Origin of the sequence: Roseibium sp., assembly GCF_965229775.1 — a bacterium.
GTDB lineage: Bacteria > Pseudomonadota > Alphaproteobacteria > Rhizobiales > Stappiaceae > Roseibium.
Map to the genome: position 1 here is coordinate 319,268 of NZ_OZ245929.1, position 26,631 is coordinate 345,898.

Annotated in this window: 24 protein-coding genes; 5 read left to right on the forward strand and 19 right to left on the reverse strand. The window is 61.4% G+C overall.

Going from position 1 to position 26,631, the window contains the following annotated elements:
• Positions 1-4: 4 nt before the first annotated feature.
• From ACO07N_RS01410 to ACO07N_RS01490, 17 genes are all read right to left on the reverse strand, one after another.
• Positions 5-1,042, reverse strand: a complete 1,038-nt coding sequence (locus ACO07N_RS01410) for a 2-hydroxyacid dehydrogenase (RefSeq protein WP_421979310.1) — start codon at positions 1,040-1,042, stop codon at positions 5-7.
• Entirely contained in the window at positions 1,039-2,604 is a 1,566-nt protein-coding gene (locus tag ACO07N_RS01415; protein WP_421979311.1) for an FGGY family carbohydrate kinase, read from the reverse strand. The genes ACO07N_RS01410 and ACO07N_RS01415 overlap by 4 nt, the downstream gene beginning before the upstream one ends.
• Complete coding sequence (locus ACO07N_RS01420) at positions 2,601-3,725, reverse strand: ABC transporter ATP-binding protein (protein WP_421979312.1); 1,125 nt, start codon at positions 3,723-3,725, stop codon at positions 2,601-2,603. Before ACO07N_RS01420 ends, ACO07N_RS01415 begins: the two co-directional genes overlap by 4 nt.
• Complete coding sequence (locus ACO07N_RS01425) at positions 3,722-4,828, reverse strand: ABC transporter ATP-binding protein (protein WP_421979313.1); 1,107 nt, start codon at positions 4,826-4,828, stop codon at positions 3,722-3,724. Before ACO07N_RS01425 ends, ACO07N_RS01420 begins: the two co-directional genes overlap by 4 nt.
• 5 nt (positions 4,829-4,833) lie before the next feature.
• The gene (locus ACO07N_RS01430) at positions 4,834-5,691 is read right to left on the reverse strand and encodes a carbohydrate ABC transporter permease (protein ID WP_306141582.1); all 858 of its coding nucleotides are present in this window, start codon (positions 5,689-5,691) and stop codon (positions 4,834-4,836) included.
• A gap of 1 nt (position 5,692) precedes the next feature.
• The gene (locus tag ACO07N_RS01435; protein WP_319383642.1) at positions 5,693-6,607 is read right to left on the reverse strand and encodes a sugar ABC transporter permease; all 915 of its coding nucleotides are present in this window, start codon (positions 6,605-6,607) and stop codon (positions 5,693-5,695) included.
• Between the two features lie 86 nt (positions 6,608-6,693).
• On the reverse strand, positions 6,694-8,133 hold the full coding sequence (locus ACO07N_RS01440; protein WP_421979314.1) for an extracellular solute-binding protein: 1,440 nt from the start codon (positions 8,131-8,133) through the stop codon (positions 6,694-6,696).
• Positions 8,134-8,169: 36 nt separating this feature from the next.
• Positions 8,170-9,129, reverse strand: coding sequence for a sugar-binding transcriptional regulator (locus ACO07N_RS01445; RefSeq protein WP_421979315.1), 960 nt, complete (start codon positions 9,127-9,129; stop codon positions 8,170-8,172).
• A gap of 294 nt (positions 9,130-9,423) precedes the next feature.
• Positions 9,424-9,879, reverse strand: coding sequence for a deoxycytidylate deaminase (locus ACO07N_RS01450; RefSeq protein ID WP_421979316.1), 456 nt, complete (start codon positions 9,877-9,879; stop codon positions 9,424-9,426).
• Positions 9,880-9,883: 4 nt separating this feature from the next.
• A complete protein-coding gene (locus tag ACO07N_RS01455; RefSeq protein ID WP_421979317.1) occupies positions 9,884-10,753 on the reverse strand; it encodes a dihydrodipicolinate synthase family protein in 870 nt (289 codons plus the stop codon).
• Entirely contained in the window at positions 10,753-11,100 is a 348-nt protein-coding gene (locus ACO07N_RS01460; protein ID WP_421979318.1) for a 4Fe-4S dicluster domain-containing protein, read from the reverse strand. The genes ACO07N_RS01455 and ACO07N_RS01460 overlap by 1 nt, the downstream gene beginning before the upstream one ends.
• Before the next feature lie 4 nt (positions 11,101-11,104).
• Entirely contained in the window at positions 11,105-11,878 is a 774-nt protein-coding gene (locus tag ACO07N_RS01465; RefSeq protein ID WP_421979319.1) for an enoyl-CoA hydratase-related protein, read from the reverse strand.
• Entirely contained in the window at positions 11,875-13,041 is a 1,167-nt protein-coding gene (locus tag ACO07N_RS01470) for a CaiB/BaiF CoA transferase family protein (RefSeq protein ID WP_421979320.1), read from the reverse strand. The genes ACO07N_RS01465 and ACO07N_RS01470 overlap by 4 nt, the downstream gene beginning before the upstream one ends.
• An 11-nt stretch (positions 13,042-13,052) precedes the next feature.
• Entirely contained in the window at positions 13,053-14,420 is a 1,368-nt protein-coding gene (locus ACO07N_RS01475) for an FAD-dependent oxidoreductase (RefSeq protein WP_421979321.1), read from the reverse strand.
• A 44-nt stretch (positions 14,421-14,464) separates the two neighbouring features.
• Entirely contained in the window at positions 14,465-15,220 is a 756-nt protein-coding gene (locus ACO07N_RS01480) for an ABC transporter permease (protein ID WP_421984363.1), read from the reverse strand.
• A 47-nt stretch (positions 15,221-15,267) separates the two neighbouring features.
• Positions 15,268-16,089 (reverse strand): ABC transporter ATP-binding protein, encoded by an 822-nt coding sequence (locus ACO07N_RS01485; RefSeq protein WP_421979322.1) that lies wholly within the window; start codon positions 16,087-16,089, stop codon positions 15,268-15,270.
• Entirely contained in the window at positions 16,067-17,098 is a 1,032-nt protein-coding gene (locus ACO07N_RS01490; protein WP_319383652.1) for an ABC transporter substrate-binding protein, read from the reverse strand. Before ACO07N_RS01490 ends, ACO07N_RS01485 begins: the two co-directional genes overlap by 23 nt.
• Before the next feature lie 150 nt (positions 17,099-17,248).
• Here ACO07N_RS01490 and ACO07N_RS01495 point away from each other — a divergent pair, with 150 nt between their 5' ends.
• The gene (locus ACO07N_RS01495) at positions 17,249-18,154 is read left to right on the forward strand and encodes a LysR family transcriptional regulator (protein ID WP_421979323.1); all 906 of its coding nucleotides are present in this window, start codon (positions 17,249-17,251) and stop codon (positions 18,152-18,154) included.
• Positions 18,155-18,228: 74 nt separating this feature from the next.
• Here the strand turns inward: ACO07N_RS01495 and ACO07N_RS01500 are convergent, their stop codons facing one another.
• Entirely contained in the window at positions 18,229-18,966 is a 738-nt protein-coding gene (locus tag ACO07N_RS01500; protein WP_421979324.1) for an SDR family NAD(P)-dependent oxidoreductase, read from the reverse strand.
• Between the two features lie 394 nt (positions 18,967-19,360).
• On the opposite strand from ACO07N_RS01500, the gene ACO07N_RS01505 reads away from it, so the two are divergent.
• Genes ACO07N_RS01505 through ACO07N_RS01520 form a run of 4 tightly spaced genes read left to right on the forward strand, consistent with a single transcriptional unit; the run spans position 19,361 to position 24,103 of the window.
• Positions 19,361-20,914 carry an AMP-binding protein gene (locus ACO07N_RS01505; protein WP_421984364.1) on the forward strand — a complete coding sequence of 518 codons (1,554 nt, stop codon included), beginning with the start codon at positions 19,361-19,363 and terminating at the stop codon, positions 20,912-20,914.
• The gene (locus ACO07N_RS01510; protein ID WP_421979325.1) at positions 20,911-22,086 is read left to right on the forward strand and encodes a thiolase family protein; all 1,176 of its coding nucleotides are present in this window, start codon (positions 20,911-20,913) and stop codon (positions 22,084-22,086) included. The genes ACO07N_RS01505 and ACO07N_RS01510 overlap by 4 nt, the downstream gene beginning before the upstream one ends.
• A complete protein-coding gene (locus tag ACO07N_RS01515; RefSeq protein WP_421979326.1) occupies positions 22,083-23,333 on the forward strand; it encodes an SDR family NAD(P)-dependent oxidoreductase in 1,251 nt (416 codons plus the stop codon). Before ACO07N_RS01510 ends, ACO07N_RS01515 begins: the two co-directional genes overlap by 4 nt.
• Positions 23,330-24,103, forward strand: a complete 774-nt coding sequence (locus ACO07N_RS01520) for a cyclase family protein (RefSeq protein WP_421979327.1) — start codon at positions 23,330-23,332, stop codon at positions 24,101-24,103. Before ACO07N_RS01515 ends, ACO07N_RS01520 begins: the two co-directional genes overlap by 4 nt.
• Before the next feature lie 93 nt (positions 24,104-24,196).
• Here ACO07N_RS01520 and ACO07N_RS01525 read toward each other — a convergent pair whose 3' ends face one another.
• Positions 24,197-26,518 carry a DUF1989 domain-containing protein gene (locus ACO07N_RS01525; RefSeq protein WP_421979328.1) on the reverse strand — a complete coding sequence of 774 codons (2,322 nt, stop codon included), beginning with the start codon at positions 26,516-26,518 and terminating at the stop codon, positions 24,197-24,199.
• Positions 26,519-26,631: the final 113 nt, after the last annotated feature.

Below are 26,631 nucleotides of genomic sequence, written 5' to 3' on the forward strand. Positions count from 1 at the left end.
GGCCTCAACACGGACTGAGCGGCGGTTCGTTCGAAATCCAGCGCCGCACTTCTTCGGCAATCCTCTGCGCGGCAATCTTCACGGTCTTGCGCGACGCCCCGGCGATATGCGGCGTCAGTGTCACGTTGGGCAGCTGCAACAGCGGATCGTCGGGCCTGGTCGGCTCCACGGCAAAGGTCTCCAGCATCGCACCGCCCAGGTGCCCGCTCGACAGGGCCTCGAACAGGGCGTCGTAGTCCATCAGCGGGCCGCGGGCCGTGTTGACGATGACCGCCCCCGGCTTCATTGCCGCAAACGCCTCTGCGCCGATCATTCCCGTTGTTTCCCTGGTGACCCGCGGGTGCAGCGTAACGACGTCGGATTCCTTCAAAAGGGTTTCAAGGGAGACCTGTTCGACACCGTCGCGGCTGTCCTCCACGGAGAGTTGTACATAGGGATCGGAGACCAGGACGCGCGTCCCGAACGCGCGCAGCAGCTTCACCACCCGTGTCCCGACATTGCCGTAGCCGATGACGCCGACACACATGTCCGAGAGTTCGTTGCCGGCAATGTCCGCACGGTAGAGATCGCCCCTGTAGTCGCCCTTGCGCAAGGCATCATGGCCCTTGGTGATGTTGCGCGTTTCGGCAATGATCGCACCGATGGTGAATTCGGCGACGGCCGAGGCGTTCCGTCCGGGTGTGTTGACGACAAGGACGCCTTTCTCCCGCGCTTCGTTCATGGCGATGTTGACAGGTCCGCCCCTGGAAACCCCGACGAGCTTGAGATTGGGTGCCGCCTCCAGCACACCAACGGAAACGGGGGCCAGATGCGTGACCAGCACCTGTGCGTCCTGCACGTGCTCAAGCACCATTTCAGGTGTTCCCATGTATTCCTTCAATCCCTCCAGGCCGGGAGAAGCGTATCCGTGTTCCATCGGCTCGTCTGGCCACGCAAGATCCAGGCACTTGCAGGTGACGCGGTCACCGCACAACGCGAGGATTTCCCTCTCGAAGACCGAGGACTCCATGAACCGGTCGCCTATGATCGCCACAGTCGTCATTGGGTCAGCTCCCGTCTCGCCCGCGCCTGCGCATCCCAGGCCTTCGGCAGGGCAAGCCTCGTTTCCAGATAACCGTTGAAAAGGGTGTCGTAGAGCCGGACCAGTTCATCATCGGGAAGAATCGCGTCGTTCAGGAGCGGGGTGACCCAGCTGTCCACCGCGCTTGCCACGTTCCTGAAAAGACCCTGTTGAACGGCAGCGATCATGGCCGCGCCTGCGGCCCCCGCCTCCGGCTGCGCAATCGTGCGCACCGGCGCATTGAGACAGGCGGAAAGGAGCGAGCGGCAGGCCTTCGACTTGGCGGCACCCCCCGTCATCCGGATCTCGCCCGGCACATCGCCCATGGTCTGGTAGCAATCTCTGGCGGCAAGCACGAGACCGTCGAACACGGCCCGCAGCATGTCCGCCCATGTCGTCCCCTGATCGAGACCGGTCCAGCTCGCCCTCGCATCGGGATTGGTGAACGGCCCACGTTCGCCGGCTGACGAAATATAGGGGTGAAAGAAGGCTGCGCCTGGCGTTGCGCCAAGGACAAGATCGTCCATGGAAGCCAGGAACTGTTCCGGTTCCACACTCAGGTTCTGCGATTGAAACACCTGCACCGCGAGACCGAGCGCCCAGTCGAGATTCAGCGTGGCGGCCATGTTGGTCTGCATTTGCGCGAATGCCCCGCCGGGAAACGGCATCGTGTATCCGCACATGTCCTCGTTTAGCACCACCGCGTCGGCATCCCCCACGAAGCGCATGTGCATGCCGGTGGAACCGAGAATCGTGAGGCCGGGCGAAACCGCCGGATCATAGAGACCCGCCCCGAGCGCGCTGCACATGACATCGACCAGCCCGAGACAGACCGGCGTTCCGGCGCGCAGACCGCTCTTCACCGCTGCCTCAGCGGTCAGGCCATGCGAAACGGTCGTGCCGTCGATGATCGGCGGCAGCAGATCCCTGTGCTCGGCCAGATCGAGGCTTTCAATCACGTCCGGCGCATAGTCACGCGTCCTGTAGTCACCGAAGGTGAACACGCCCTCGGAAATGTCCGCGGCCAGAACACCGGTGAGCTTGAAGTAGAGCCAGTCCTTGCAATGAAGGGCACTGGCGCTCTTTTTCAGGAGCTCGGGCGCATGCTCTTTCATCCAGCACAGATGCGTGCGCATCTGGCACACGTTGATGCCGGTCGCGGTGCGCTCATAGATGAGACGGCCGCGTGGCATTTCCGCCAGCCGGCGCGAGGTCGCGGCAGCGCGGGAATCAAGCCAGAGCCAGCCGTCGTGAACCGGCTCGCCCTCCCGGTCGATGAGCCATGTGCCGTCACCTTGCCCTGTGACGCCGATGGCAGCGCACCGTGCCGCGCAATCCGGCACCTGCTCGACCAGCTCTGCCAGCACGAGGGCGGTATCGGCCCAGGTGCGGTTCATGTCCTGCTCCACGCCCCCGTCCGGCAGGCTCACATATTCATTCCGGCGGCTCGCCAGTGCAATCTGCTGTCCGTCCAGCCCAAAGGCGACCGCCTTGATAACCGACGTCCCGGCATCGATCCCGATGAGGAGATCCTTTGCACTCATGCCAGCTGCCCTCCGTGGCTGAGTGCGTCACCCGACCTGGTGTCGAATATGTGCAGATCGTCGGCTGATATCGCGACACTGATCCGGTCACCGGGCTTGGGAAGCGCCAGATCATGCACGACCGAAACGATGCTTCCGCCGGCGAAACGCGCGGCAATATGCGTCTGGTCGCCGAGCCACTGGTTCGCGAACACCTCCGCGGGCAGTCCCTCCTCGGTCAATTGAACCGAATGCGGCCGGATCCCGATCATGATCCCGTGGTCTTGCTGAATACGGTGCTGCAGATCGCTGGAAAAGGCAGAGGAAGGATAGGACAGCACGATGTCCGGTGACAGACGCAGCTCGACCCGGTCGGAACCAACCTGTGCTGTCGCTTCAAAAAGGTTCATCGGCGGTTCGCCAATGAAAGCGCCGGTGAAGATGTTGGCCGGCCTGTTCTTCAGGTTCTCGGGAGTGTCGAACTGCTGCAGTACGCCGCCTTCCATGACGGCAATCCGGTCGGCAAGTGCATTGGCCTCGGTCTGGTCATGGGTGACCAGGATGGCCGTCAGTTCGTGTTCCTTGATGTAGTGCTTGATACGGCCGCGCAGGATCGCGCGCAGCTGCGGTTCAAGCTGTCCCATCGGTTCGTCAAGAACATGAAGATCCGCACGGCGGATGAGGGCGCGTCCGAGGCTGACCCTCTGCTGTTGCCCGCCGGAGATTGCATTGGGATGCTTGTCGAGGATGTCGTCGATTTCCAGGAGAGCGGCAATCTGCTCGACCCGCGTGTTGACTTCCGGCTGAGGCAGTTTTTCCGATTTGAGCGCAAACGCGATGTTCTCGCGGATCGAAAGCGGCGGGTAGAGCGAGTAGCCCTCGAAGGCCATCGCAACGCCGCGTTTGGCGGGTGCAAGACGGTCGATGCGGCGACCGTCGATATCGACTTCGCCGGAACTGACTTCCTCGAAACCGGCGATCATGCGCAATGTCGACGTCTTGCCGCAGCCTGACGATCCGAGCAGGGCGACAATCTCGCCGCGCCGGACCTCCAGGTCGAGATCCTGCACGGCATGCACTTCATGCGCAGTGCCCGGATTGTACTTCTTGTTGACCGATTTCAGATGGAGTTGCGCGCTCATGCTGCCTCCTCCACGCGGTTGCCGTCCGGTTCCGGCGCGATCCTGTTTCCTGTCTCGCGATCGAACAGGATGGCGTCCTGTGCCGCGATCCTGAGGTTGACCTCAGGCCCCGGCGGCACCGGATCCTGCGCCGGTTGCGACAGAAGGATTTCCCGCCCGCGCAAGGTCGTGACGAGGGTAACCGTCTTTTCGTTGAAGGGGGTCACCGCCTCGATGGTGACCGGAAACCCGCCCGTCTCGGTGAAGGACAACGCTTCCGGCCTCAGGCCGACAATGCAGTCCCGGCCTGCGACGCCGGGGAACCGGCCGTGGAAGTCGACCCTCTCGTCGGAGATGAAACCATGCAGGCCCCGGTCGTCTTCCTTCGGAACGATATCGAGCAGATTGATCGTGGGATCGCCGAAGAGCTGTGCGATCTGCGTGTTGGCGGGCCGCCGGTAGATGTCGGCCGGCGAGCCGATCTGGACGATCTTGCCCTGATCGAGAACCGCGATCCGGTCACCGAGCGCCATGGCTTCCTTGTAGTCCTGCGTGACATAGATGATCGTCGCACCACGATCGGCCAGAAGACGGGGCAGCTCCAGGCGCATCTCGAAGCGCAGTTTCGCATCCACGTTGCGCAGCGGATCGTCGAGCAGAAGAACCCTGGGTTCGGAAACCAGCGCGCGGGCCAGAGCGGTCCGCTGTTTCTGGCCATTCGAGAGCGCCTTGGGTGCGTGCGAAAGCACATGTTCGATCTTCAGCAGCTGCGCGACCGCCTCCACCTTCGTGCGGATCTCCGACGCGGACATGCGCTTGGAGGTCAGCGAACTGGCAATGTTGTCGTAGGCGCTCATGTGGGGAAAGAGGGCGAAGTTCTGAAACGCCATGCCGATCCCGCGGTATTCGGGTGGAACGTCCGTGACATCCTCGCCACCGATGAGGATGGTACCGCTGTCCGGCTCGATCGCGCCGGCAACACTCCTTAGCAACACGGTCTTGCCGGCGCCCGACTTGCCGAACAGCACCAGGGTCCCGCCCTCGGGCACGCTCAGCGACACGCCGTCGAGCACGGTTTCCGCACCGAAGGTTTTTGTCAGTGATGTGAGTTCAAGAAATCCCATTCAGATCAACCCTTCACCGCACCGAGGGAAAGCCCTTCGACAAGATACCGTTGTGCCCAGAGCGCAAGCGCAAGTGTCGGCGCAATGGACAGCACGATGGCTGCCGCGATCTGTCCGTACTGGATACCCGACGCCGTCACGAAGGCAAGGGCGCCGACCGTCACCGGCTGCTTGTCTGCCGAGGCAAGGACCAGGGCGAAGATGAAATTGTTCCACGCAAAGATGAAGGCGAGCAGTCCGGCGGCCGCGATACCGGGACCGGCAAGCGGCAGGGCAATCTTCCGGAAGGTCGAGAACCAGCTGTGGCCCGCGATCCGGTAGGCATATTCGATGTCCGGCGAAATATCCTCGAAATACCCCCTGACGATCCAGAGGATCAGCGGCAGACAGATCAACTGGTAGACCCAGACCAGCCCGAGATAGGTGTCCGCAAGACCGATCTCCTGGAAATAGAGCGTCAGCGGCAGCAGAACCAGCAGTGGCGGGGCGAAGCGGAAGGACAGCAGCGTGAAGGCAATGTCTTCCGATCCCCGGAACTTGTGCCGCGCGAATGCATAGGCCGCGGGAACGCCCAGCGCCAGGGCGACCGCCACGGAGCAGACCGACAGGATGATCGAGTTCATGAGATTGTTGACGAAGTCGATCCCCATGCTGGCGACGTTTGAATCCAGGCGCCCGGCGAGGATCGCCGTATAGTTGTCCAGTGTCGGCGCGAACGACATGGAGGGCGGGGATCTCAGGATCGTCTCGTTGGTCTGCAGGCTCATGAGCACGATCCAGAAGATCGGGAACATGAAGAAGATGATGATCACCGTAAGTGCCGCGCGCCGGAACCAGCGTTCAAGGAAGGAAGTATGATCCATTTCACGCGCCCCCTTTTGCGCGCTCTCTCAAGCGGAGCCAGTTCTTGACGAAGATATTGGACAGCACGTAGGTGATCGCCCACAGGATCAGAAGCAGCGCCGCCGATCTTCCGACATTCGTCGACTGGAAGAAATTCAGATAGGCCTCGACCTGGAACACCATGAGCGTATCGCCCGGCCCGCCCTGCGTCATTGCGTAGATGATATCGAACTGCTGAATGGAATCGAGCAGGCGGAACAGGGCAGCCGTCAGGATATAGGGCATCAGCATCGGCAGCGTGATCCGCCAGAACTGTTCCAGCTGCGGCACCCCGTCCAGGGCCGCCGCCTCGAAGGGCTGGGTGGGCAACGATCGCAATCCGGCAAGCAGCAGGATCATCATGAAGGGCGTGTAGACCCAGATATCGACCAGGATCACGGTGAACAGCGCCGTGTCCGGCGACGAGCCCCAGCGGAAGTCGTCAAATCCGATCACCTGCATGAAGTAGCTGAGGATCCCGAAATTCGGGTTGGTCATCAGCTTGAACATCAGGGCTGCAAGCGCGGGTGCCGTCATCAGCGGCAGGAGCAGCATGATGGAGATGAAATTGTTGACTGTGCTTCGCTTCTTCAGGAGCAGCGCAATTGCCAGTCCAAGCAGAAGTTCCAGAACCACCGTGGAGCCCGCATAGACCAGAGACACTTTCAGCGTGTTCCAGAAATCGGAGTCGGTGAGGAATTTGACGTAGTTCTCACCCCAGTTCATGCCCCGGTTCCAGGGCTGGGACATCCGGTAGCGCTGAAGCGAATAATAGATCGCCGTCACGAACGGGATCAGGATCCCGATGCACACGAGGAGCGCTGGAAGGCTCAGAACATAGGGGAGTGCCCTGGGCGAGATCAGCTGACGCCGCCGGGTCGTCAAGGTGTCGGTCATGGAAACACCGGGTCTGGATTGTCTTTGTATGTCGGCTCAGGACGGCATGTGCGGCGTTGGGTACCGCACATGCCGCAGGCTGCGGCCTATCTCAGTCCAGCTTCGGTGAGCTGGGAGTTCATGCTCTCAGCAAGCTGATCAAGGCCTTCATCGACCGGAACCTCGTTGGCAACCATGCGCTGCAACGTGGCTGCCCATTCCGTGGTCAGGTCGAAGAACAGCGGCTGCGCCGTAAACTTGATCGACGCCCCGGGCGCGGACACGTCATGCATTTCCACGTATCCCGGATAGTTCTTGTTCAGCCGCTCGCGGAACACGTCGCTGTCCCAGACCGACTTGCGGACGGGATTGACGAAGTCCATTTCCGTTGCGCCGAAAAGTCCGTGCTCCGGTCCGGATGCCCACTGCATAAAGTACCATGTGGCATCGAGATCCTTGGAGAACTTCGACATGGCGAGCGACCAGATCCAGATGTTGGGAGTCGGTGCCGACGCTGCCGGGTTCGCCGCGAACGGTGCGAAAGCCAGTTGGCCTGCCATTGCGTTTTCGCCGCCATTCATGAAGTAGCCGAGAATGTCAGCGTCGAAGATCATTGCCGACTTGCCGGCGCCCAGATCGGTTCCGACCTGATACCAGGTATGGGTCGACCAGTCGCTTGCACCGCTTTCCTGGATCATCTTGACCCACTTGGCATGGAACTCCTTCGATCCGGCCGTGTTCATCGCCGCGCTGAGCTTGCCGCCGTCGTTGCTCAGATCCGACTCGCCGAAATTGGCATAGGCGGACAGGAAGCCCGGGTGAATCGTCGCCCAGGACCGCGACCCGCGCACACCGACACCGTAGACGCCGTCATTGCCCGCCTGCACGGCGGCAGCTGCCTCCAGCATTTCATCGAGATTCGTCGGCACCTTGACGCCGGCCTTTTCGAACATGGCCGCATTGAACGTGATGTTGTTCTGCTCATACCCCCAGGGGATGCACCACTGCTTGGCATCGGCGGAGCCGAGTTCGCCACCGGGCACGCCGTTCCAGGCACAGGACTTGCGCACGCCTTCCAGCATGTCCGCCCAATTGTAGTTGGGATTTGTTTTCGAAGCATCGTTCAGCCATTCATTGTGATCGACGATCCAGCCCGCCGGGCCGTAGGTCCAGGTCATGTAGGCGCCGGTCATGAAGGCGTCATACTCGCTGGAACGCGAGGACAGGGCCGCCGTGACCTTGTCGAAATAGACGTCTTCCGGGAAGATGTCGTAGGAGACATCCATGCCGGTCAGGTCCTTGAACGCCGGCAGGTTTGCGATCATCGCATCCGTGTAGGGATGCTTGTTCAGGAGAAGCTTGACGCTTTTGCCCTTGTGCTTCTGCCAGTCGAAGTCGGCGGCAAGTGCGCTGGTCGCCATCATGTTGTAGAGCGTGCCCGCGGAGGCCGCGGTCATGCCAAGTCCGCCGAGACGTCGAATAAGAGCTCTGCGATCCATTTCACCGCGCAGGAACGCTCCTATGGCATCTTTTTCCTTTTCGTACATCTGTATTTCCTCCCTAGTGAATTCAGGCTCGTCGCGTCATTGGTGATCTTCTACAAGCGCCTTTGCAGTTACCTCGTCAGTCAACAGACCGGTCAGATGACCGTTCTTGAGTGCAGCGGTGATCGCTTTGACCTTGTTTGCTCCTCCGGCAATCGCGGTCACTTCGCGTCCTTTCAGGCTTTCGATCGGCGGTGCCATGACCCGTTGGTCGAACTCCGTTTCGATCTGCTGCCCGTCAATGTCGAAGAACTGGCCGAGCAGTTCCGCGACAGCTCCGCTTTCGCGGAGTTCTCTCGTCCTGTTGAGATCATCGATCGCCGTGTCGATGATGCTGCCCGAGTCCGGATCGAGGCTGCCGACGCCCAGCACCACAAGCGAGGCCTCGTCGATCAGGGACATTGTGTCGGCGATGCCGAACTGCTTCATCATCACAGCCTTGTCCTCCGCCGTGTTCGCATAAAGTGGTGCCGGCAGAAGGTGGGCCTCTGCCCCCGTTTTCTGGGCGAGGCGATAAATCACGTCATAGGGGTTAGCGGCAAAGGAGCGCGTGAGCCCGCCGAGCACAGACACGAATTGCTTCCCCACCACCGGGTCGCGCCCCATGGCGTTGACCGAAGCCGTCAGGGTCCGGCCGTTGCCGAGCCCGATCGTCTTGTGCCGGCTGCCGCCTGACACCTCCATCAGGTACTGCGCGCCGACGGTCGCAAGCGAGCGGAGCGGCATCGGGCCGCTCTCGGGAATTTCCATCGCCACCCGGCAGAACTTGAGACCGAAGCGCTCCATCAGCTGCCGTTCCAGCATCACGCATTCGGTTGCTTCAACATCGACGAAAATCTGCACAAGGCCGTCGGCCTGCGCCCGCGCGATCAACCGGTGCGCCCGGGTGTTGGTCACGTTCAGATGGCGTGCGACCTCACCTTGTGTAAGTCCGCCGACAAAATGCAGCCACGCTGCGCGTGCCGCGACATCGGGATTGGTTTTTGCGTCGATCGCCATTCCACCACTCGAAGACTGCAAAAAAATGCGTTAGTGAAAAATATTGCAGAATGAGTGCAAACGGTCAAGCACTCAAAAAAGAATGTCGAAAGCGGCGCGCGGAAACCGGCCAGTCCCTGCTGCCGAATGATGCGGCCACACGGATCCGCACATACGGCACCAAGGGCTTGTGCCGAGCCGCAGTTCTTTGATCTGCCGGGGAAAATCGGGAGTCGGATACCTGCACGAGCACCGGCGAAGCGGCACTCTCGCTAAAGCGCGCGCCTGTCGGCCCGCGACATGATCGCCGGAAGTCTACGTGAACTCGGCCACCGCAACGCCGGCTTCGCGCAGCATCTGCCGGGAAACCTTGAAACTGTAATCGAGTGCCCCGTCTGCTTCCGGTATCGGGGGAGCAACGATTTTCCGGATACCGGATTGAATGATGGCACGTCCGCAATCCGCGCAGGGAAACCGGTTGACGTAGAGCGTGCACCCTTCCAGCCGGGCGCCCGCGCGCGCTGCATTGTAGATCGCATTGCGTTCCGCGTGCTCGAACCAGAAGAACTTTTCGCCGCTCGGACGGTCGAACCTTGCCGGGTCGGAAGAAGAGACCCCGCGCGCCAGGCCGTTATATCCGGTCGACCTGATCTCGTGCCCCTCGGGAGAGACAATGACGCAGCCCACCTGGAAATCGCGATCCTCGGACCACGCCGAGATATGATCGCAGAGCGCCATGAAACGCCGGGTCCAGGTGTCTTCTTCCGCCATGGTTTCAGTCCTGTGCCAGGCTCTGCTTCAAGGCCGCTCCGGCCTCTTCGGGAAGCGTCAGGAAAGGCGGCAGCACACGGCGCCATTCCGTGTTCCCCGTCCTTTCCCCGACAAGAAACTTGATCCCGGAGATCAGCGTCGGTCCGGCCATCAAACTCCTCAGCCGTGCGATCTCCCCGCAAGCTGCCGGCACAGGCGCGTCCCGGTTGGACCAGATCTCCCCGGCCAACGGTGCCGTGTGGTTCAATGTGGCGGATATGCATCCGGCGAAGCCGTCTTTGACGGCCGTCTGCAGGGCGGTTTCGGAACTCGGAAAAACGCTCAGGGACGGAGACGCTGCAACGATGGACCGGCAATAATCCAGGTCGCCGGACGAATCCTTGATCCCGGCAAATCGGTCAGGCGCGATGGCGGCAAGATCGGAAATGACGTCGACCGGGATGGTGATCCCGGTCATCTGCGGAAAATTGTAGAAATAGATCCTGATGCCGCGCGACCCCAGGGCATCGTGAAGCGCCAGATACCAGCTTTTCAGGCCCGACGGTGTTGCGGGCTTGTAGTAGTAGGGCGGCAGAACCAGTGCCACCGGGTAGCCCAGATCGTCCGCGTGTTCGGTCAGCGCAATCGTTTCCCTCAGGGACGGTGTCCCCGTTCCGACCATCAGCTTTTCCTTGGCAAACGCATTTGCCGCCCAGGTCATCACATCGCGCCGGGAAGCGGCATCAAACGAATTGGCTTCACCGGTCGACCCCAGGACATTGATCCCGTCACAGCCGTTTCTCAGCACCCAATCGCAGTGCTCGAGGAACAGATCCTTGACGGGAGTGAATGACCGGTCGACCGGGGTTGGAACGGCTGCAACAACGCCTTGCATCAACGCGCGCCCTTTCTGAGATAGTGTTCGGCCAGCGTCGCCAGCCCGGGTGGGTCCTTGAGCGGCTCGTCACCTTTCGACCACCCGCCCGGTTCCAGAAGGGTGTCGGCGCCGTCACGAAACGCTGCATCGTTTATGGCAAGAAAAGCGTGCTGCGCCTCCTCGACCTCGTCGGCATACCGTATCGCATCAACGGGGCAGATGCTCTCGCACATGCCGCACTCGATGCATTCGGTCGGGTGGATGTAGAACATCCGCTCGCCTTCATAGATACAGTCGACCGGGCACACTGTTGTGCATATGCCGTCCTTGACGTCAATACAGGTGCTCGTAATGACGAGTGTCATCGGATCAGCGCCCTTTCCAGACCGGCGCCCGCTTTTCCCGGAATGCGGCGACCCCCTCGCCGGCATCATCTGAACAAAGCGCCGCCTCGAGTTCGTCCGTCGGATACCGAAACGCTTCCTGCGCCGCCAGATGCGCCGTCTGCCGGTTGATGGCCTTGATCGCCCGCAGGCTGAGCGGGGCACACGTCAGCAACTCGCCCACCCAGCGGTCGGTCTCCGCGTCCAGATCTTCAGGCGGAACGATCGCGTTGATCAGTCCGTAACGTTCCAACTCCGGCGCCGCTAGCAGCCGTCCGGTCATCATCATGCCCATGGCGATGTTGCGTGGAACCAGACGCGGAAGCAGCACCATGCCGCCATCGAGCGGCACGCGTCCGACCTTCGCTTCCGGCAGCCCGAAGCGCGCCGTCTCGGCGGCGATGACGATGTCGCACCCCAGAACCATTTCCAGCCCGCCGCCAAGGGCAAGGCCGTTGACGCGCGCGATCACGGGGGTAGACATTTGCCGGAGCGCAATCCCCGTGAACCCGGACGCGCTGATGTTTTTCCAGTAGTCCACCCCGGTCAGGCCGGTGTTTTCCTTTAGGTCCGCGCCTGCGCAGAAGGCCTTCGGTCCGGCGCCCGTGAGAACCGCACACCGTATGTCCGGGTTCTGCTCGACCTCTTCCCAGATCTCCGCCAGTCGCGCATGGGCTGCGCTATCGACGGCGTTCAGACGCTCAGGACGATTGATGGTCACGCGCGCGACGTGACCAGCAACGTTGAAGTCGACACTCATTCAGCCGCCTCGTTGCTCAGGAGCGCGGCCAGTTCCTGCAGCACTTCTTCCGTGTGTTCCCCGAGTTTCGGAGGAACATGACGGACGACAAGCGGCGCGTCACTCAGATGGACGGGCGATCCCGCGAGGGTGATCTCGCCAAGCACCGGATGGTCGATGGCATGAAGCATGCCGTTGATCATCGTCTGCGGGTCCGCCAGCGCGTCTCCGAGCGAGCGGACGGGGGCACACAGAAGATCCTGTGCCTCCAGCCGTTCCAGCCAGTAGGCGGACGTGTTCCCGGCAATCGCTTCCCGGAACCGCTGCTGCAGGAAGGGTTTGTGCCTGCGCTGCACGTCCAGCGTCGGATAGTCGGGCGACAGGTCGTCGATCTCCAGGGCAGAGCAGATATCCTGCAAGGGGTTCGCCTTGAAGGCACCGACGATCACGATGGCGCCGTCAGTGGTGTCGAAAACACCGGTCAGGGGCATGGCAGCCCAGTTCAGCACTTCCCTGTGCTTCGACCATTGCGCCGCTTCCTGCATCTGCATCGCGATCATGCTGTCATAGAGCGAGACCTCGACTTTCTGACCCTTGCCCGTCTTGTCACGCATCAGGAGTGCGGCCAGCACGCCCTGCACGAGATGCATGCCCGCCGAATAGTCGCAAAGCGTCGTCGGATAGATCGATTTCGGAATGGAAGGATCCTGGGTCTTTTCCATGACACCGGTCATCGCCTGGGCCAGCACATCCTGCCCGCCCTTGTGGGCGTAGGGGCCGGACGAGCCGAAGCCGGTGCCGGAGGCGCAGATGATCCGCGGGTTGAGTTTCGACAGCGCGTCGTAGCCGAAGCCCAGCCTGTCCATGACCCCGGCCCGGAAGTTGTCGACGACGATGTCGGCCGTCTTCACAAGATCAAGCACCTGCTGGCGGCCCGTTTCGGACTTGGTGTCGATCTCGATCGACCGTTTGTTGCGGTTCAGCGAAGCAAAGACGGCATTGTTCAGCGCTTCTTCCGTGCGCTCGCCGTAGAACCCGCGGCTGAGGTCTCCTGCCCCTGGCCGTTCGATCTTGATCACGTCCGCCCCGAAATCACCGAGCATCTGGGTCGCGCACGGCCCCAGCATGACTTGCGTGAAGTCGATGACCCGAATGCCATCAAGTGGCATGATTTTCTCTGACATGTGAGCCTCTGCTATTCCGCCGCGACGTGATCTTCGATGAGAGCGTTCGGCGACGGTATGTCTCCCGGATCGGCGCCTTGGGCGCGCATTTGTTTCTGGATGGCCTTGTAGTCGACCACGCGGAGCGGCTTGTTTCCGTCGAGCGCCAGGGCGGCCGCAACACCCGCAGCTTCACCCTGCGCCATGCAGGGAGGAATTTCGCGCGAAAGCTTCTGCGCATCGCTTTCCACGGAGTAGTGGCGTCCGGCGACGATCAGGTTGTCGATGCCCTTGGGAAGCAGTGCACGATACGGGGTGTAGTAGTCACGGCCGCGGCACACGGTGTCGGCGAAGTAGCGACGGGATTTCACGTCGTCCTTGTTGACGACATATTCCCCCTTCAAGAGCCGCGTCTGGCGGATGCCCATCTGCTCGGCCGCTCCCAGCATCGTGGCATTTTCAAAGCCCGGAATGTTTTCCTTGGCGAACGCGTGCAGCTTCATCATGCGCTCGCGGCCCTCGATCTCCGAGGCGACCATGTCTTCCACGGACAGCCCGTCGTAACCCGGCATGTGCGGGCAGTTGCACCAGACCACCCCCGGGATCGGCGTCTTGAGCCACCACATGCCCCAGGCGCCGCCGATCCTGCGCCGCGCTTCCCGGTCGAGTTTCTTGTATTGCTCCGGATCTGCAAATTCGAACGCGACGGCCTTGTCGGTGTCAACGTTCGCGAGCCGGAAAACGGTCGTGACGATATACTGGCCGTCGATATAGTCCGCCCCGGCCGCAACCCCGACGTCCAGGTCGCCGGTGGCATCGACGACATAACGTGCCCGAATGGCCTGACGCCCGAGCTTGGTCTGCGCGATGACGCCGCTGATCCGGCCGTTTTCCATCAGCACATCCGAGAACCAGCTATGCGTGCGCAGGTTCACCTTGGCTTCCACCACCATGTCCAGGCTGACCCGTTTCCAGCCATCCGGGTCGAACGCAACCGCGTGAATGATTGGCTGCGGCATCATCGCCTTGTGAAAGTCGATACACCCCCAGCGCGACCATTTCTGCCACATCTGCCAGTTGGTCTGACAGTCCTCGGGTGGGGGATAGACCGCAGCATCCTGCCGCTCCAGCCGGTCGACGAACTCGCTCACGATCCCGGTAGTGACGATCTCGTTACCCTCGTTGACCATGTCGTCGAGAACGAGAACCATCCCGCCGGACGCCATGCCGCCCAGGTGATGATAGCGCTCCAGCAACGTGACCGAAGCGCCGTTCCGGGCAGCCGAAACTGCGGCGGCGTGACCTGCGGGCCCGGCGCCGATCACGACCACATCACAGTCCGCAACGACCGGAACCTGCGCGCCTTCGACCTGAACGGTTGTCGTGTGACGTTCTGCCATTGTCCTTGATCCTTTTCCTTGAAATCCAGTTACCGGCGGCGGCGCTACCAGCGAACAACGAGCTTTTCGGCAACCGAAACAGCCGTGAACAACAGCACCGACAAGCCGGAGGAGACGAAAACGGTCGCGTAGAGAAGTGGTGAGCGGAAGTTGAACGTACTGTCGATGATCAGCGCTCCCAGACCCACATCGGCACCAATCCATTCACCGACGATCGCACCGATCACGCAGGTGGTTGCCGCGATCTTCAGTGCCGAGAACAGGAACGGAAGCGACGACGGCAACCGGATCTTCCAGAAGATCTCCGACTTGGACGCGGACAGGATGCGCGCCAGCTCAAGGGTTTGCGGTGACACCGACTGCAGCCCCCGCACCATGTTCACCAGGGTCGGGAAGAAGCAGATCAGGGCGGCGATCACGACCTTGGCCGTCATTCCGGCACCGAATATCAGCACGAGGATCGGCGCGATGGCCAGGATCGGGATCGTGTTGATGAAGACCGCGATCGGAAAGAACGCCTTTTCGACCGTCCGGCTATGCACGAAGGCGACCGCGATCAGGATCGCAGCCAGATTGCCGACGGCAAAGCCCGAAAGGCTCTCTATCAGCGTCGGCCAGAAGTTCCGCAAAAGCAGCGTGTATTCATTGGCGAACACGGCAAGGACATCGGTCGGCGCTGGCGCGATATAGGTCGGAACCTCGAAAAACCGCACCCCGATCTGCCAGACCAGCAGTATCGAGACGGCCGTTCCAAGAGGAATGGCGATCTGAGCCGCTCTCAGCCTTGCCTGTTCAAGCATGCCGAGTTTGTCGTCCTCGACGTCGGGGGAAACCTGGGTCAGAGACATCAGCATTCCTCCAGCAACTGGCGAAGCCGGCCGCAATAGCGGTTGAACTCCGGTGTTTCCCTGAGGGCGATATTCCGGTCCGGCGGCAGATCGATATCGACCACGTCCATCACCCGGCCCGGATTGGCGCGCAGCATCAGCACCTTCTGACCGAGGAACACCGCTTCCGAAATCGAATGGGTCACGAACAGGATCGTGACGCCCGTTTCCTGCCAGATCTCGCGCAGCTTCAGGTTCAGAAGGTCACGCTTCATTTCGTCCAGAGCACCGAACGGTTCGTCCATCAGCAGCAGCTTCGGTTTGCACACAAGCGCTCTTGCGATTGCGACCCGCTGGCGCATGCCGCCGGAAAGTTCGTGCGGCAGGGCGTTTTCACGTCCCTTCAGCCCCACGAGTTCCAGGAGTTCCTGCGGGCTTCGATCCGAAGCGGGGATCTTCAGCCCCCGCTTGCGGCCCATTTCGAGGGGAAGTTCCACATTCTTCAAAGCGCTGCGCCACGGCAGCAAGGTGGCATCCTGGAAGACGAAGGCAAATTCGCGTGCAAGCCGCGCGGCTTCTGTCGACTTGTCGAGGATGGTGACCTCGCCTTCGGCCGTGGGAACCAGGTCCGACACCAATCTCAGCATGGTGGACTTGCCGCACCCGGACGGGCCGAGGATGGTCCAGAACTCGCCTTCGCCGATCTCCAGGTTGATGTTTTCAAGAGCGGTGAAACGTCCGAATTTCACCGAGGCTCCGGACAGGCGGGCCGCAACCTTGCGGCCAGCCGGCTCCTGTTCGGGACATTCGTCCGCGAAATCAGCCAAATGTTGGACGGACATCTTTGGTGGCTTCGAGAATGTCCAGCGTCATGATGTCGGCCACGTTCGGCGCACCGTTGGTGAACTGCTCGAGGCTGTTATAGGTGTCGATCTGTTCCTGCCAGTTGTCGGCCGTCATGATGCCCCAGCCGCCGGCCTTGGTCTTGTCGTTGAACGAGAAACCGAGAACGAGATCGACCGCCTTCATTTCGCTGTCCTTGTCCAGGTTCGGATAGCGCTCGACGAGCGCGTCGACGCCGGCTTCCGGATTTTCATAGACAGCGCCCCAGCCTCGTGAGATCGCGCGGATCGCGGCGGTGATCTTGTCGCCGTTCTCCTGCAGCACATCATCTGTCGTGTAGTAGGGGTTGGCATAGAGCTGGATGCCCGCATCCCACAGTTTCATGTCGACCCGTTCGTCGCCGAGCACGGAAAGCGCCCCGACATTGGTCTGCCAGCCGGTCGCCACGTCGACCTGCCCGACCTTGAGCGGTGCCATGTCACCGCCCATGACGGAGACTTCGACCTGGCTTTCGTCAATGCCGTTCTTTGCAAGAAGCGCACGCAGCAGGATCCGCGCCGTTCCCTGTGTGGCGACTTTCTTGCCGACGAGATCTTCCGGCTTGCGCACGGGATTGGCTTCCATGGAGAAATAGGTGAACGGGTGTTGCTGATACCCGGCCGCGACGCACTTGATCGGCAGCCCGGCCGAACGGGCCAGCATCAGGGAGGGAGAGGACGAAATCGACCCGAAATTGTTGGCGCCGGATGCAACGGACGCCACGCCGTCGATGTTTGGTCCGCCGGGGATGATCTCCAGCTCAAGGCCTTCTTCGGCAAAATAACCCAGCTTGTCGGCCATGACCTCGCCGAGAATGCCGTTAGACGCCAGCCAGCCGAGCTGCATCCTGATCTTGAAGTCGGCAGCCGCGGAAGGTCCGACGGAAAGGAAAGTCCCGGTTGTCGCCAGTCCGGCAGCCGCTCCGAGCCCTTGCAAAACGTGCCGGCGATTGAGTCCCCTGTGTGTCATCTGAACGATCTCCTGGTAGGTGTTTTGTCCGTGTCTCCCTTTTTTTCTTGAGAGTAGACGCCCGCCTGGCGTTGCGGATAGAATTTAGTTTGGCACATAGCGATGCCTTTTTTGCATCGCCTTAGGGTCGGGACCCAGGGCAGAGTTTACATGCACAGCAAGTTTCTGAACTATTTCGACGAGGTCGCGCGGCAAGGCTCCATACGCCGCGCCGCAGCGGTCCTGCACGTGTCGTCGTCCTCCGTGAACAGGAAAATACTCGATATCGAGCAGCGTCTCGGTGTGAAGCTGTTCGACCGCCATGCGGAGGGCGTGGAACTCACGGCGGCAGGAGCGGTTGTCCTCGAGCATTGCCGCAAGACGATCTTCGACTACGAAAAGATCCTGCATCTTGTCGCGGATATCAGGGATTTGCGTGCCGGGCACATCGACATTGCGTCACTCGATTCCGTCGCCCTTAGCCTTCTGCCGTCGGCCATCGATCAGTTCGCCCGTGAATACCCCGATATCACCTATTCGATACAGACCGCCCAGCCGGATGAAATCGTGCGAGCCGTTGCCGAGGGTGAGGCCGGGATCGGGATTTCCTTTTGCAACGATCTCCACCCCGGCGTGCGTGTGCGAACGGAAAAGTCCGCACCGATCGGTGCGATCCTGACGGAGAACCATCCGCTGGCGGAACGCGATGCTCTGGACATTGAGGACCTGACGCCGTTTCCGCTCATCCGGTCCTATGACGCGCTCGCCGAACGGTCCCTCGTCAATCTTGCCCTTGCCGACAACAACATCCCGCTGAAGACCGCCTGCTTCACCAATTCCCTGCCGCTTGCCCGTTCGATGATCATCAGCGGCCGCGGCATCGGGCTTTATTCGAAAATCGGTTTCCTCGAGGAAATCGAAGCCGGAAAACTCCGCTACATTTCCCTCAAGTCCAGTTTTCTGAAGGACCTCAGGATCGGTCTCCTGATCCCCTCGCGGAGCAACCAGACACCGGTCGAAAACGCCCTCTGCCGCATTCTTTCAAAATCGCTCCGGCAGCTTCGGCTGGATTCCTAACTAGGGCCATATGCGGCCCGCGTATCCGAACATGTTCATCCATACCATTGCGGCCTGATTTATGAGTCCGTGCCCTAAAGCGCGGTCAGGGACCCGAGGCTGGCACCACCGCAAACGTAGAGCGTCTGGCCTGTCACCCAGCTGTTCTCCGGGTCAGTGAAAAAAAGCGTCGCGCGGGCGACATCGCCGGCATCTCCCAGACGTTTCGTCGGCAGGGACGCAGCCAGTTTCCTGAACGTTTCGCTTTCTTCCGGAATGTCGGCGGTCAGCATGTCGGTCACCACCGGCCCGGGGGCAATGGCATTCACGGTGATGCCGTGGCTTCCGAGTTCAAGCGCCCAGGTCCGCGTCATCGAAATCAGGGCCGCCTTCGTACCGGCGTAGACCGTTCGCTGCGACAGACCGACGACCGCGCGCGAAGACATGTTGACGATGCGCCCGAAGGCCTGCGCCTTCATGTGTGGCAGCACCGCCTGCACAAGCATGATCGCGGACCTGAGGTGCAGGTTTTGAAGCGTGTCGAATTCCTCGTCGGTGATATCTTCCACTGGCGTGTTGCGCACGACCCCGGCATTGTTGACGAGGATATCGACCTTGTGAGTCTCCCGGATGAGATCGGCACAGTCGCGGACTGCCTGCGGATCACTGAGATCGACGCAGAGCGACGTCACGTTTTCGGACGTGATCTCCAACGGCCGCCGTGAAACCGAGATGATCTTGCAGCCGCGCCCCAGCAAATGTTCGGCAATGGCCTTGCCGATGCCCGTGCTCGCTCCGGTGACAAGCGCCGTCCGTCCCTCATAACCACCCATCGTCTTCTCCCGCTCACACCGGCCCTGAAACGGCCGCCCGCATGACCCGCCCATTCTGTCAGCCGGTCAACGGGAATTCAATTTATATGAAATTTCATCTAAATCAAACCTCCCTTGAAATGGTCGCAACGAATGGGTTCCTGTTCCTCGTTACGAATAAAAAAGCTCAATAAAACAGGAACTCACTCACTCCGCCTCAACACTTGAACCCTTGCCTTTCAGCCTCTTCGGAATTTCTCTTTGACAGAAAAGAAGACAATTAATATGTTTTTTCATATAAATATCGCATCGTGGTCAGCATGCGTTGTCGGGGGAGGACGAGACTTTGAAAGGTGGCTTGGCGACCGTATACGACTATTTCGTCACGGCCCATGATCGCTGGCCCGACCGCCCGATGCTGAACTTGCTGCCCGAGACGGCAGAGGCCTACGCAATCCCCTCCGGCGAAATTACCTACACCGAAGCAATGCGCCGCGTGAACGACCACGCCACCCGCTTGCAACAGGCCGGTATAGGCGAAGGCATGCGCGTCGCCCTGCTTCTGGAAAACCGGCCGGACTACTTCCTGATCTGGCTTGCGCTCAACAGCCTGCGGGCGTCGGTTGTGCCGATCAATCCCGATCTGCGCGCCAGCGAACTGGAATACCTGATCGGCCATGCGGAACCGGCACTGATCATCGCCGTACCGGACCGGCTCGAAGCGCTCCGCTCCGCTGTTGGGGAAAGCGGCATCGACGCAGGTGTCGTAGCAGCGGATGGCGCAATCCCCTCCCCGCGCAAGGACGCGGTCACGGCACGCCTCTCTGAGAATGGAGACGACCGGGAAGCGGCAGTGCTTTATACGTCCGGCACCACGGGCAAGCCCAAGGGCTGTGTTCTCGACAATTCCTATTTTTCGGAAGTCGCGGAGTTTTACGCGGATCTGGGCGGAATTGCAGACCTCGGCGAAGACGGCGAACGCATGATCACGCCCCTGCCGATTTTCCACATGAACGCCATGGCCTATTCCTTCATGGCGATGCTGCGTGTCGGCGGATGCCTGACGGCCCTGGACAGGTTCCACCCGCGGACCTGGTGGCAGAGTGTGCGCGACAGCCGGGCAACGTGCCTGCACTATCTTGGCGTGATGCCGTCCATCCTGATGGAAATGCCACCAGGTGAGAACGACCGAAACCACACTGTGCGTTTCGGCTTCGGTGCCGGTGTCGATCCCAAGCTCCACGCACCGTTCGAAAAGCGCTTCGGCTTTCCCCTGAGCGAAGGCTGGGCAATGACGGAAACCGGCGCCGGTGCGGTTATCATGAACAACCAGCCGGACCGGCTTGTCGGCAAGGCCGCGCTCGGCCGCCTGCCGGACTGGCTGGAAGTCCGTCTCGTCGACGAAACCGGGAGCGATGTTCCGGAAGGCGAACCGGGGGAACTGCTTGTCCGGCGAAAAGGACCCGAACCGGGGCGGGGATTTTTCCGCGAGTACTACAAGGACCCTGAGGCCACCGAAAACGCCTGGAAGGATGGCTGGTTTCACACCGGTGACGTCGTGCGGCAGGAAGCGAACGGCTTCCTGTTTTTTGTCGACCGCCGGAAGAACGTCATTCGCCGGTCGGGTGAAAACATCGCCGCCGTGGACGTCGAGAGTGTGCTCATGCGTCATCCCGACGTTACGGCCGCAGGCGTCGCACCCGTGCCGGACCCAATTCGCGGCGACGAGGTCTTTGCCTGTCTGACAGTCCGGGATCCCGGGCCTGAAACGGCTGAAGCGATCACCCGCTGGGCCCTCGGCCAGATGGCCTATTACAAGGTGCCGGGATATATTGCCTTCGTGGACAGCCTGCCCCTGACATCGACCCAGAAAATTCAGCGCGCGGAGCTGAAGGCGCTTGCTTTGCATCACCTGGAAAAATCATCGACAATCAATCTGGTGCATCTCAAGAAAAGACAGGTTTCATGAGCCGGACGCGCCTTGGCTACGAAGGGGTCGCAGTTGTCTCTCCCGCGACCGTTCCCTACCAGCGCTTTTCGGTTGAAACAGCGCACTGGTGGATTGCGCGCGCGCTCAAGCAAAGCCTCGATCAGGCAGGACTGAGACCGGGCGATATTGACGGATTTGCCGTTTCGAGTTTCACCCTGTTCCCCGACAATGCCGTTGGCCTGACCCAGCATCTGGGCCTTTGTCCCCGCTGGCTCGATCATGTCCCGATGGGAGGTGCCTCCGGCATCGTGGCGCTTCGGCGCGCAGCCAGGGCCGTTCAGGCGGGCGACGCCGATATTGTGGCCTGCGTCGCCGGTGACACAAATCATATCGACTCGTTCCGGAACCTTCTGTCGAGCTTTAGCCGGTTCTCCCAGGATGCCGCCTATCCCTACGGGTTTGGCGGCCCGAATGCCAATTTCGCGCTCCTGACGGACCGCTACATGAAGGACTATGGGGCAACCCGCGAGGATTTCGGCCGGATCTGTGTCGCACAGCGCGACAACGCCTTGCGTAATCCAAAAGCGCTCATGAAAAAACCGCTCACGCTCGATCAATATCTGAACGCACGGCCGATCTCCGATCCGATCGCGCTGTTCGACTGTGTCATGCCCTGCGCCGGGTCGGAGGCCTTCCTGGTCATGACCGTCGAGGAAGCCCGGCGGCGGGATTTGCCCTTCGCGGTGATTGCCGGAACGATCGAGCGGCACAATGCCTTCGCCGACGATCCCATCCAGCTCCGGGGTGGCTGGGCAATGGATATCGACGACCTGTACGGCATGGCCAAATGCGGCCCCTCCGACATCGACCTCCTGCAGACTTATGACGACTATCCGGTGATCTCGATGATGCAGTTCGAGGATCTGGGGTTCTGCAAGAAGGGCGAAGGCAGCCAGTTCGTGCAGGACCGCGACCTGACGATTTCGGGAGACTTCCCGCACAACACCTCCGGCGGCCAGCTCTCCGCCGGACAGGCCGGGGCCGCAGGCGGTTATATCGGCCTTGTCGAGGCCATCCGCCAGGTCATGGGCAAGGCCGGACCGACGCAGGTTCCAGGCGCATCCCGTGCCATGGTTTCCGGCTTCGGCGTGATCAACTACGACCGCGGCGTCTGTTCCGGTGCGGCGATCATAGAGGGGGGAAGCGCATGAGCGAACCGATCGCCCCTCCGGGGAAGAAGAACCCGCAACGGCGGACCGGTGTCCCGCAGACACCGCCGCAGCAGCGCAGCAGGGCGGCTCTTGGTCTGGCCGCAGCGGCAGCGGAGGGACGCTTCATGCTGCAGGTCTGCGGCGCCTGCGGTGCTGTCCAATACCCGCCACGCGATGCCTGCTGCAAATGCCTGTCGGTCGATCTCGACTGGCAGGACGTTTCTCCGGACGGAAAGCTGATCGCGGAGACGCAGGTGCGCGCCACGACGGATCTCTACTTTCGCAGGCAATTGCCGGTGCGCGTCGGGACGGTCAAGCTGGACGTCGGCCCGTCCGTCATATGTCATGTGCACGGCGACGTCGCTGAGAGCGCAGATGTCAGGCTTGCGATCAAATTGGATAGATCCGGCCAGGGTGTCATGATGGCACTGCCGGTGAAGGAGACACCTTTTATGGAAGATGATCCGCGGCTTCGCGAAACGAGCTGTACGCCCAGGCACCGCCGCGTGCTCATAACCGACGCGCGCAATCCGAACACACCGGCGATCGTCAGCGCCTTGAAATCGGCCGGAGCGGAAAAGGTCTTTGTCGGGCTCTCCGAAGACTGGCGGCCAAGCCGCTATCACGACGAAATCATGGCTGTCCCGGGGGTCGAGATACTGCCCCTCGATGTCACCGACGGCAAGTCGGTCGAGGAGCTGGCCGCGGAACTTGGCGGCAAGACCGATATCCTGATCAACAATGCCAGATACGTCCGGCCCGGCGGTCTTATGACGCGGAGCGATACCGTGTTTGCGCAAAACGAGATGGACGTGAACTACCTGGGCCTGATGCGTCTCGCGCAGGCCTTCGGTCCGGCCATGTGTGCACGCACCGCCGATGGCACCAATTCGGCGGTCGCCTGGGTGAACATTCTCTCCGCCTATGCCATCGCCAACTTTCCGGATTATGGCTGTTTCTCGGCCTCGAACGCAGCCGCTTTGTCGCTCAGCCAGAACATGCGCGCCGATTTCCGGACATCCGGGCTTCGCGTCCTGAATGTCTTTATCGGACCGACGGATGACGACTGGCACCAGGAGCTTCCGCCTCCGAAAGTGCCCGCAAAGGTGCTTGCCGGAAGCATCGTGCAGGGCCTCGTCGACGGTCTGGAAGACGTCTATTGCGGCGACGTCGCCAGGGACGTGATCGAACGCTTCCGCGCCTCACCGAAAATACAGGAAAGGGAATTGACGGGGTTCCGCTCATGACACTGCTGGAAAACCTGGCCGATGCGCTCACCGGCGGATCGATCGAGATTGTCGATCTGACCCACACCCTCGACCCGGACTTCCCCGTGATCGTTCTTCCGCCCGAATTCGGCCAGTGCGCGCGGTTCCGCATGGAAGAGGTGAGCTGCTACGACCACAGGGGGCCCGCCTGGAAATGGCACAACATATCCATGTCGGAGCACACCGGGACGCATTTTGACGCGCCCAGCCACTGGGTCAGCGGCCGCGACGTTGCCAACGGCTCCGTCGACGAAATCCCCGCCGGTAACCTCATGGCCCCCGCCGTCGTCATCGATTGTTCCAAGGGCGCAGCCGGGAACGACGACTTCGAGCTGACACCGGACATTCTGCTTGAATGGGAGCGCACTCATGGGCGCATCCCAGAGGGCTGCTGGGTCCTCATGCGCACGGACTGGTCCCACCGCAGCGGGGCGGCCTATCTGAACATGCGCGACGACGGTCCCCATTCGCCCGGGCCGACACCGGAAGCAGTCCGCTTCCTGGTCGATGAACGCGACATCCTCGGCTTCGGCACGGAGACGATCGGCACGGATGCCGGTCAGGGCTCGCACTACACGCCACCCTATCCAGCGCACTTCTACCTGCATGGTGCAGGCAAATACGGGTTGCAGTGCCTGCGCAATCTCGACAGGCTTCCGGCCACCGGCGCAATGCTGGTGACCCCTCCCCTGAAAATCAGAAACGGGACGGGCAGCCCGTTGCGCGTTCTGGCGCTCAAAGAAGTCTGACCGGGCCACCGGAGAGCGGCGGGTCACGAAGCGGCGGGCCGAAGATCTTCCAGACGTTCTGCGTGACGACCACGCCTTCTTTTGCTGTCCCAGTCACGCGCGCGCCTTCTCCCGTTTCGGATCGAGGAACGGCAGGTCGACCACGGTGCACGGCAGCCGCTTCATGTGCCCGTCCAGTTTGCCTGCCTCCAGAGTACCGCCGGCCTCGGTGTTTTCGACCGCGATCCTGGCCATGGCGATCGCATGTCCCAGTTCCGGCGAATAGGTTCCGCTCGTGACCACGCCGACCTGTTCCCGGCCGGCAAAGATCCGGTCCCCGTGCACCGGAGCCTCGCTTCCCGTGAATGTCAGACCGACCAGCTTGCGGCGCGGCGCCGTGGCATTGCGCTCGAGCGCGGCACGTCCGATGAAGTCTCTTTTCTTGAAATCGACGGCGAAGCCCAGACCGGATTCAAACGCGTCACTGTCCGGTCCGAATTCCGCCCCGGCGACCATGAGGCCGGCCTCGATCCGCAGCATGGCCAGGGCTTCGGAGCCCATGGGTACCAGCCCGTGCGGGGCACCGGCCTCCATCACGAGATCCCAGACAGTCAGTGCGTCATCCTGGTCGCAGAAGATTTCGTAACCAAGCTCGCCGGTGAAACCGGACCGGCTCACCATGACCGACGGACCGTTTTGCTCAGCAAGGCGTCCGATGGTGAAGCCGAACCATTTCAGCGCATCGAGCGCCGGACGCGTCGCTTGCGTCACCACCAGGTCGCGCAGGATGTCCCGGGACTTCGGCCCCTGGATTGCGAGATTGACGAGCCGGTTGCCCGGTGACAGCACCCTGGCATTGAGGGACAACGCCTCCGCCTGTTCGCGCAGATGCAGCGCCGAGTTCTGCGAGCCGCAACACCAGCGGAAGGCATGTTGCTCGATGCGGAAGAGCGTCCCGTCATCCAGAACGCTGCCGCGCTCATCGCAGACGAGCGCGTAGAAACCGCGATGTAGCGACAGCTTCGAAACGTCCCGCGTCAGGCAGGTCTGGAGCAAGGCCTCGGCGTCAGGTCCGACGACATCGAACTTGTAAAGACCCGACATGTCCTGGAGGGTCGCCGCGTTCTTGCAGGCCCAGTATTCTTCGATGGCGCCGGTCCCGTCGAAACGCGCAGGCACCCAGAGATCACGTGATGCGACGAAGCGGCTGGTCAATTGCGACGTGCGCGGATGAAAGGCGGAATGACGGGTCAGTTTCCCGCTATCCTCGGGCTGCGAACGCCACGAAACCGAGTGTGAGATCGAGGTGTCCTCCTCATAGATCCTGACGTGAACATCCGTCGGGTTCCAGCCGTTGATCGGATCGATGTCGTCCGGACAGGCCGTTGAAACACAGACGAGATCGGTCAAGGCCTGCATCGCCACGAAGTCACCCGGCCGTGACCAGGCCTCGTCGCTGACAAGCCCGTGCGCCGACCAGTCGATCCAGGAGTTGAAGAAAAAATTGATCGCGGGCCACGCCGCGCGCTTGCCGATCCCGAAGGGAGAGAATACGGCGCTGATATTGTCCGAACAGTTCAGGTGCCCGGGGAACCCGCGCTCTTCATAGCCGTTGGCCGTGCAGGCAAGCGCGAACGTGTCATGCCTGCCGACCGTGTCCTGGCGCACGGAAAGGAGCGGATTGATGTCCTGATCGTAGAATTTGTCGAACAGGCCCGGCAGCGGATAGGCGCTGTGCGTCTTTGTGCGTGAAACGGTGGAATCGATATAGCGCTCACGCCCGGCCTCCAGGTTTCTGGCGCACATTGCCATGAAATCGGAACACTGCTGTCCTTCGACATCGATGATCTGGATGAACTGGCCCTTCTTGACTTCATAGGCCTTGGCGGAGCCGCGCCCGACGCGCCATTCGTCCCGGATCTTGCCGAGCGGCGGCGGCAGCCAGCTGTCCTGTGAACGTCCTTCAGGCGGTTTGATCCTGACCGTGAAACTGGACCCGCCACCGCCTGCAACATAGTCGTCGTCCATGGGTGCGATGACATAGAGGCTCGTCTCCTCCAGCGCTCTGGTGACAAACTGGTCGCCGGGCAAAGAGCTGCCGTCGAAGATCGAATGGAAGCTGGCAAGGTCGAGACTGCTCCCCCGTGCGGCGGCGAGCGATGCCAGCATGTCACGGTCGAACACGCCCGGATATTCCTGAACGCCGACGGGGGCCGGAACGTCGAGTGGCCGTGTCGTGAAATGTCTGTCTTCAGGTCCGCGCGCCGTCAGCAGAAGCCGTCCACCGCCGTCCACGTTCGTTACGGAAATCAGGGCTCCTGCCGGAACATCGACTGTGCCGACGCAGCCCCAGTCAACCTGAAGCTGGAAAAACACCGGCTCTTTCAGGCCACGGTAGACCTGACGGATAGCGCTGTGGTCGGTCTCGGCTCTCATTCCCTGCGACCTTCTCCCTCGAAGTCGTCCGGTCCTGGTTTACGCGATATAACCGGTTTCATTATCGCCAATCAAAAAGAGGCTTGCGCCTCCGTCAGCTCTAATGAAACCGG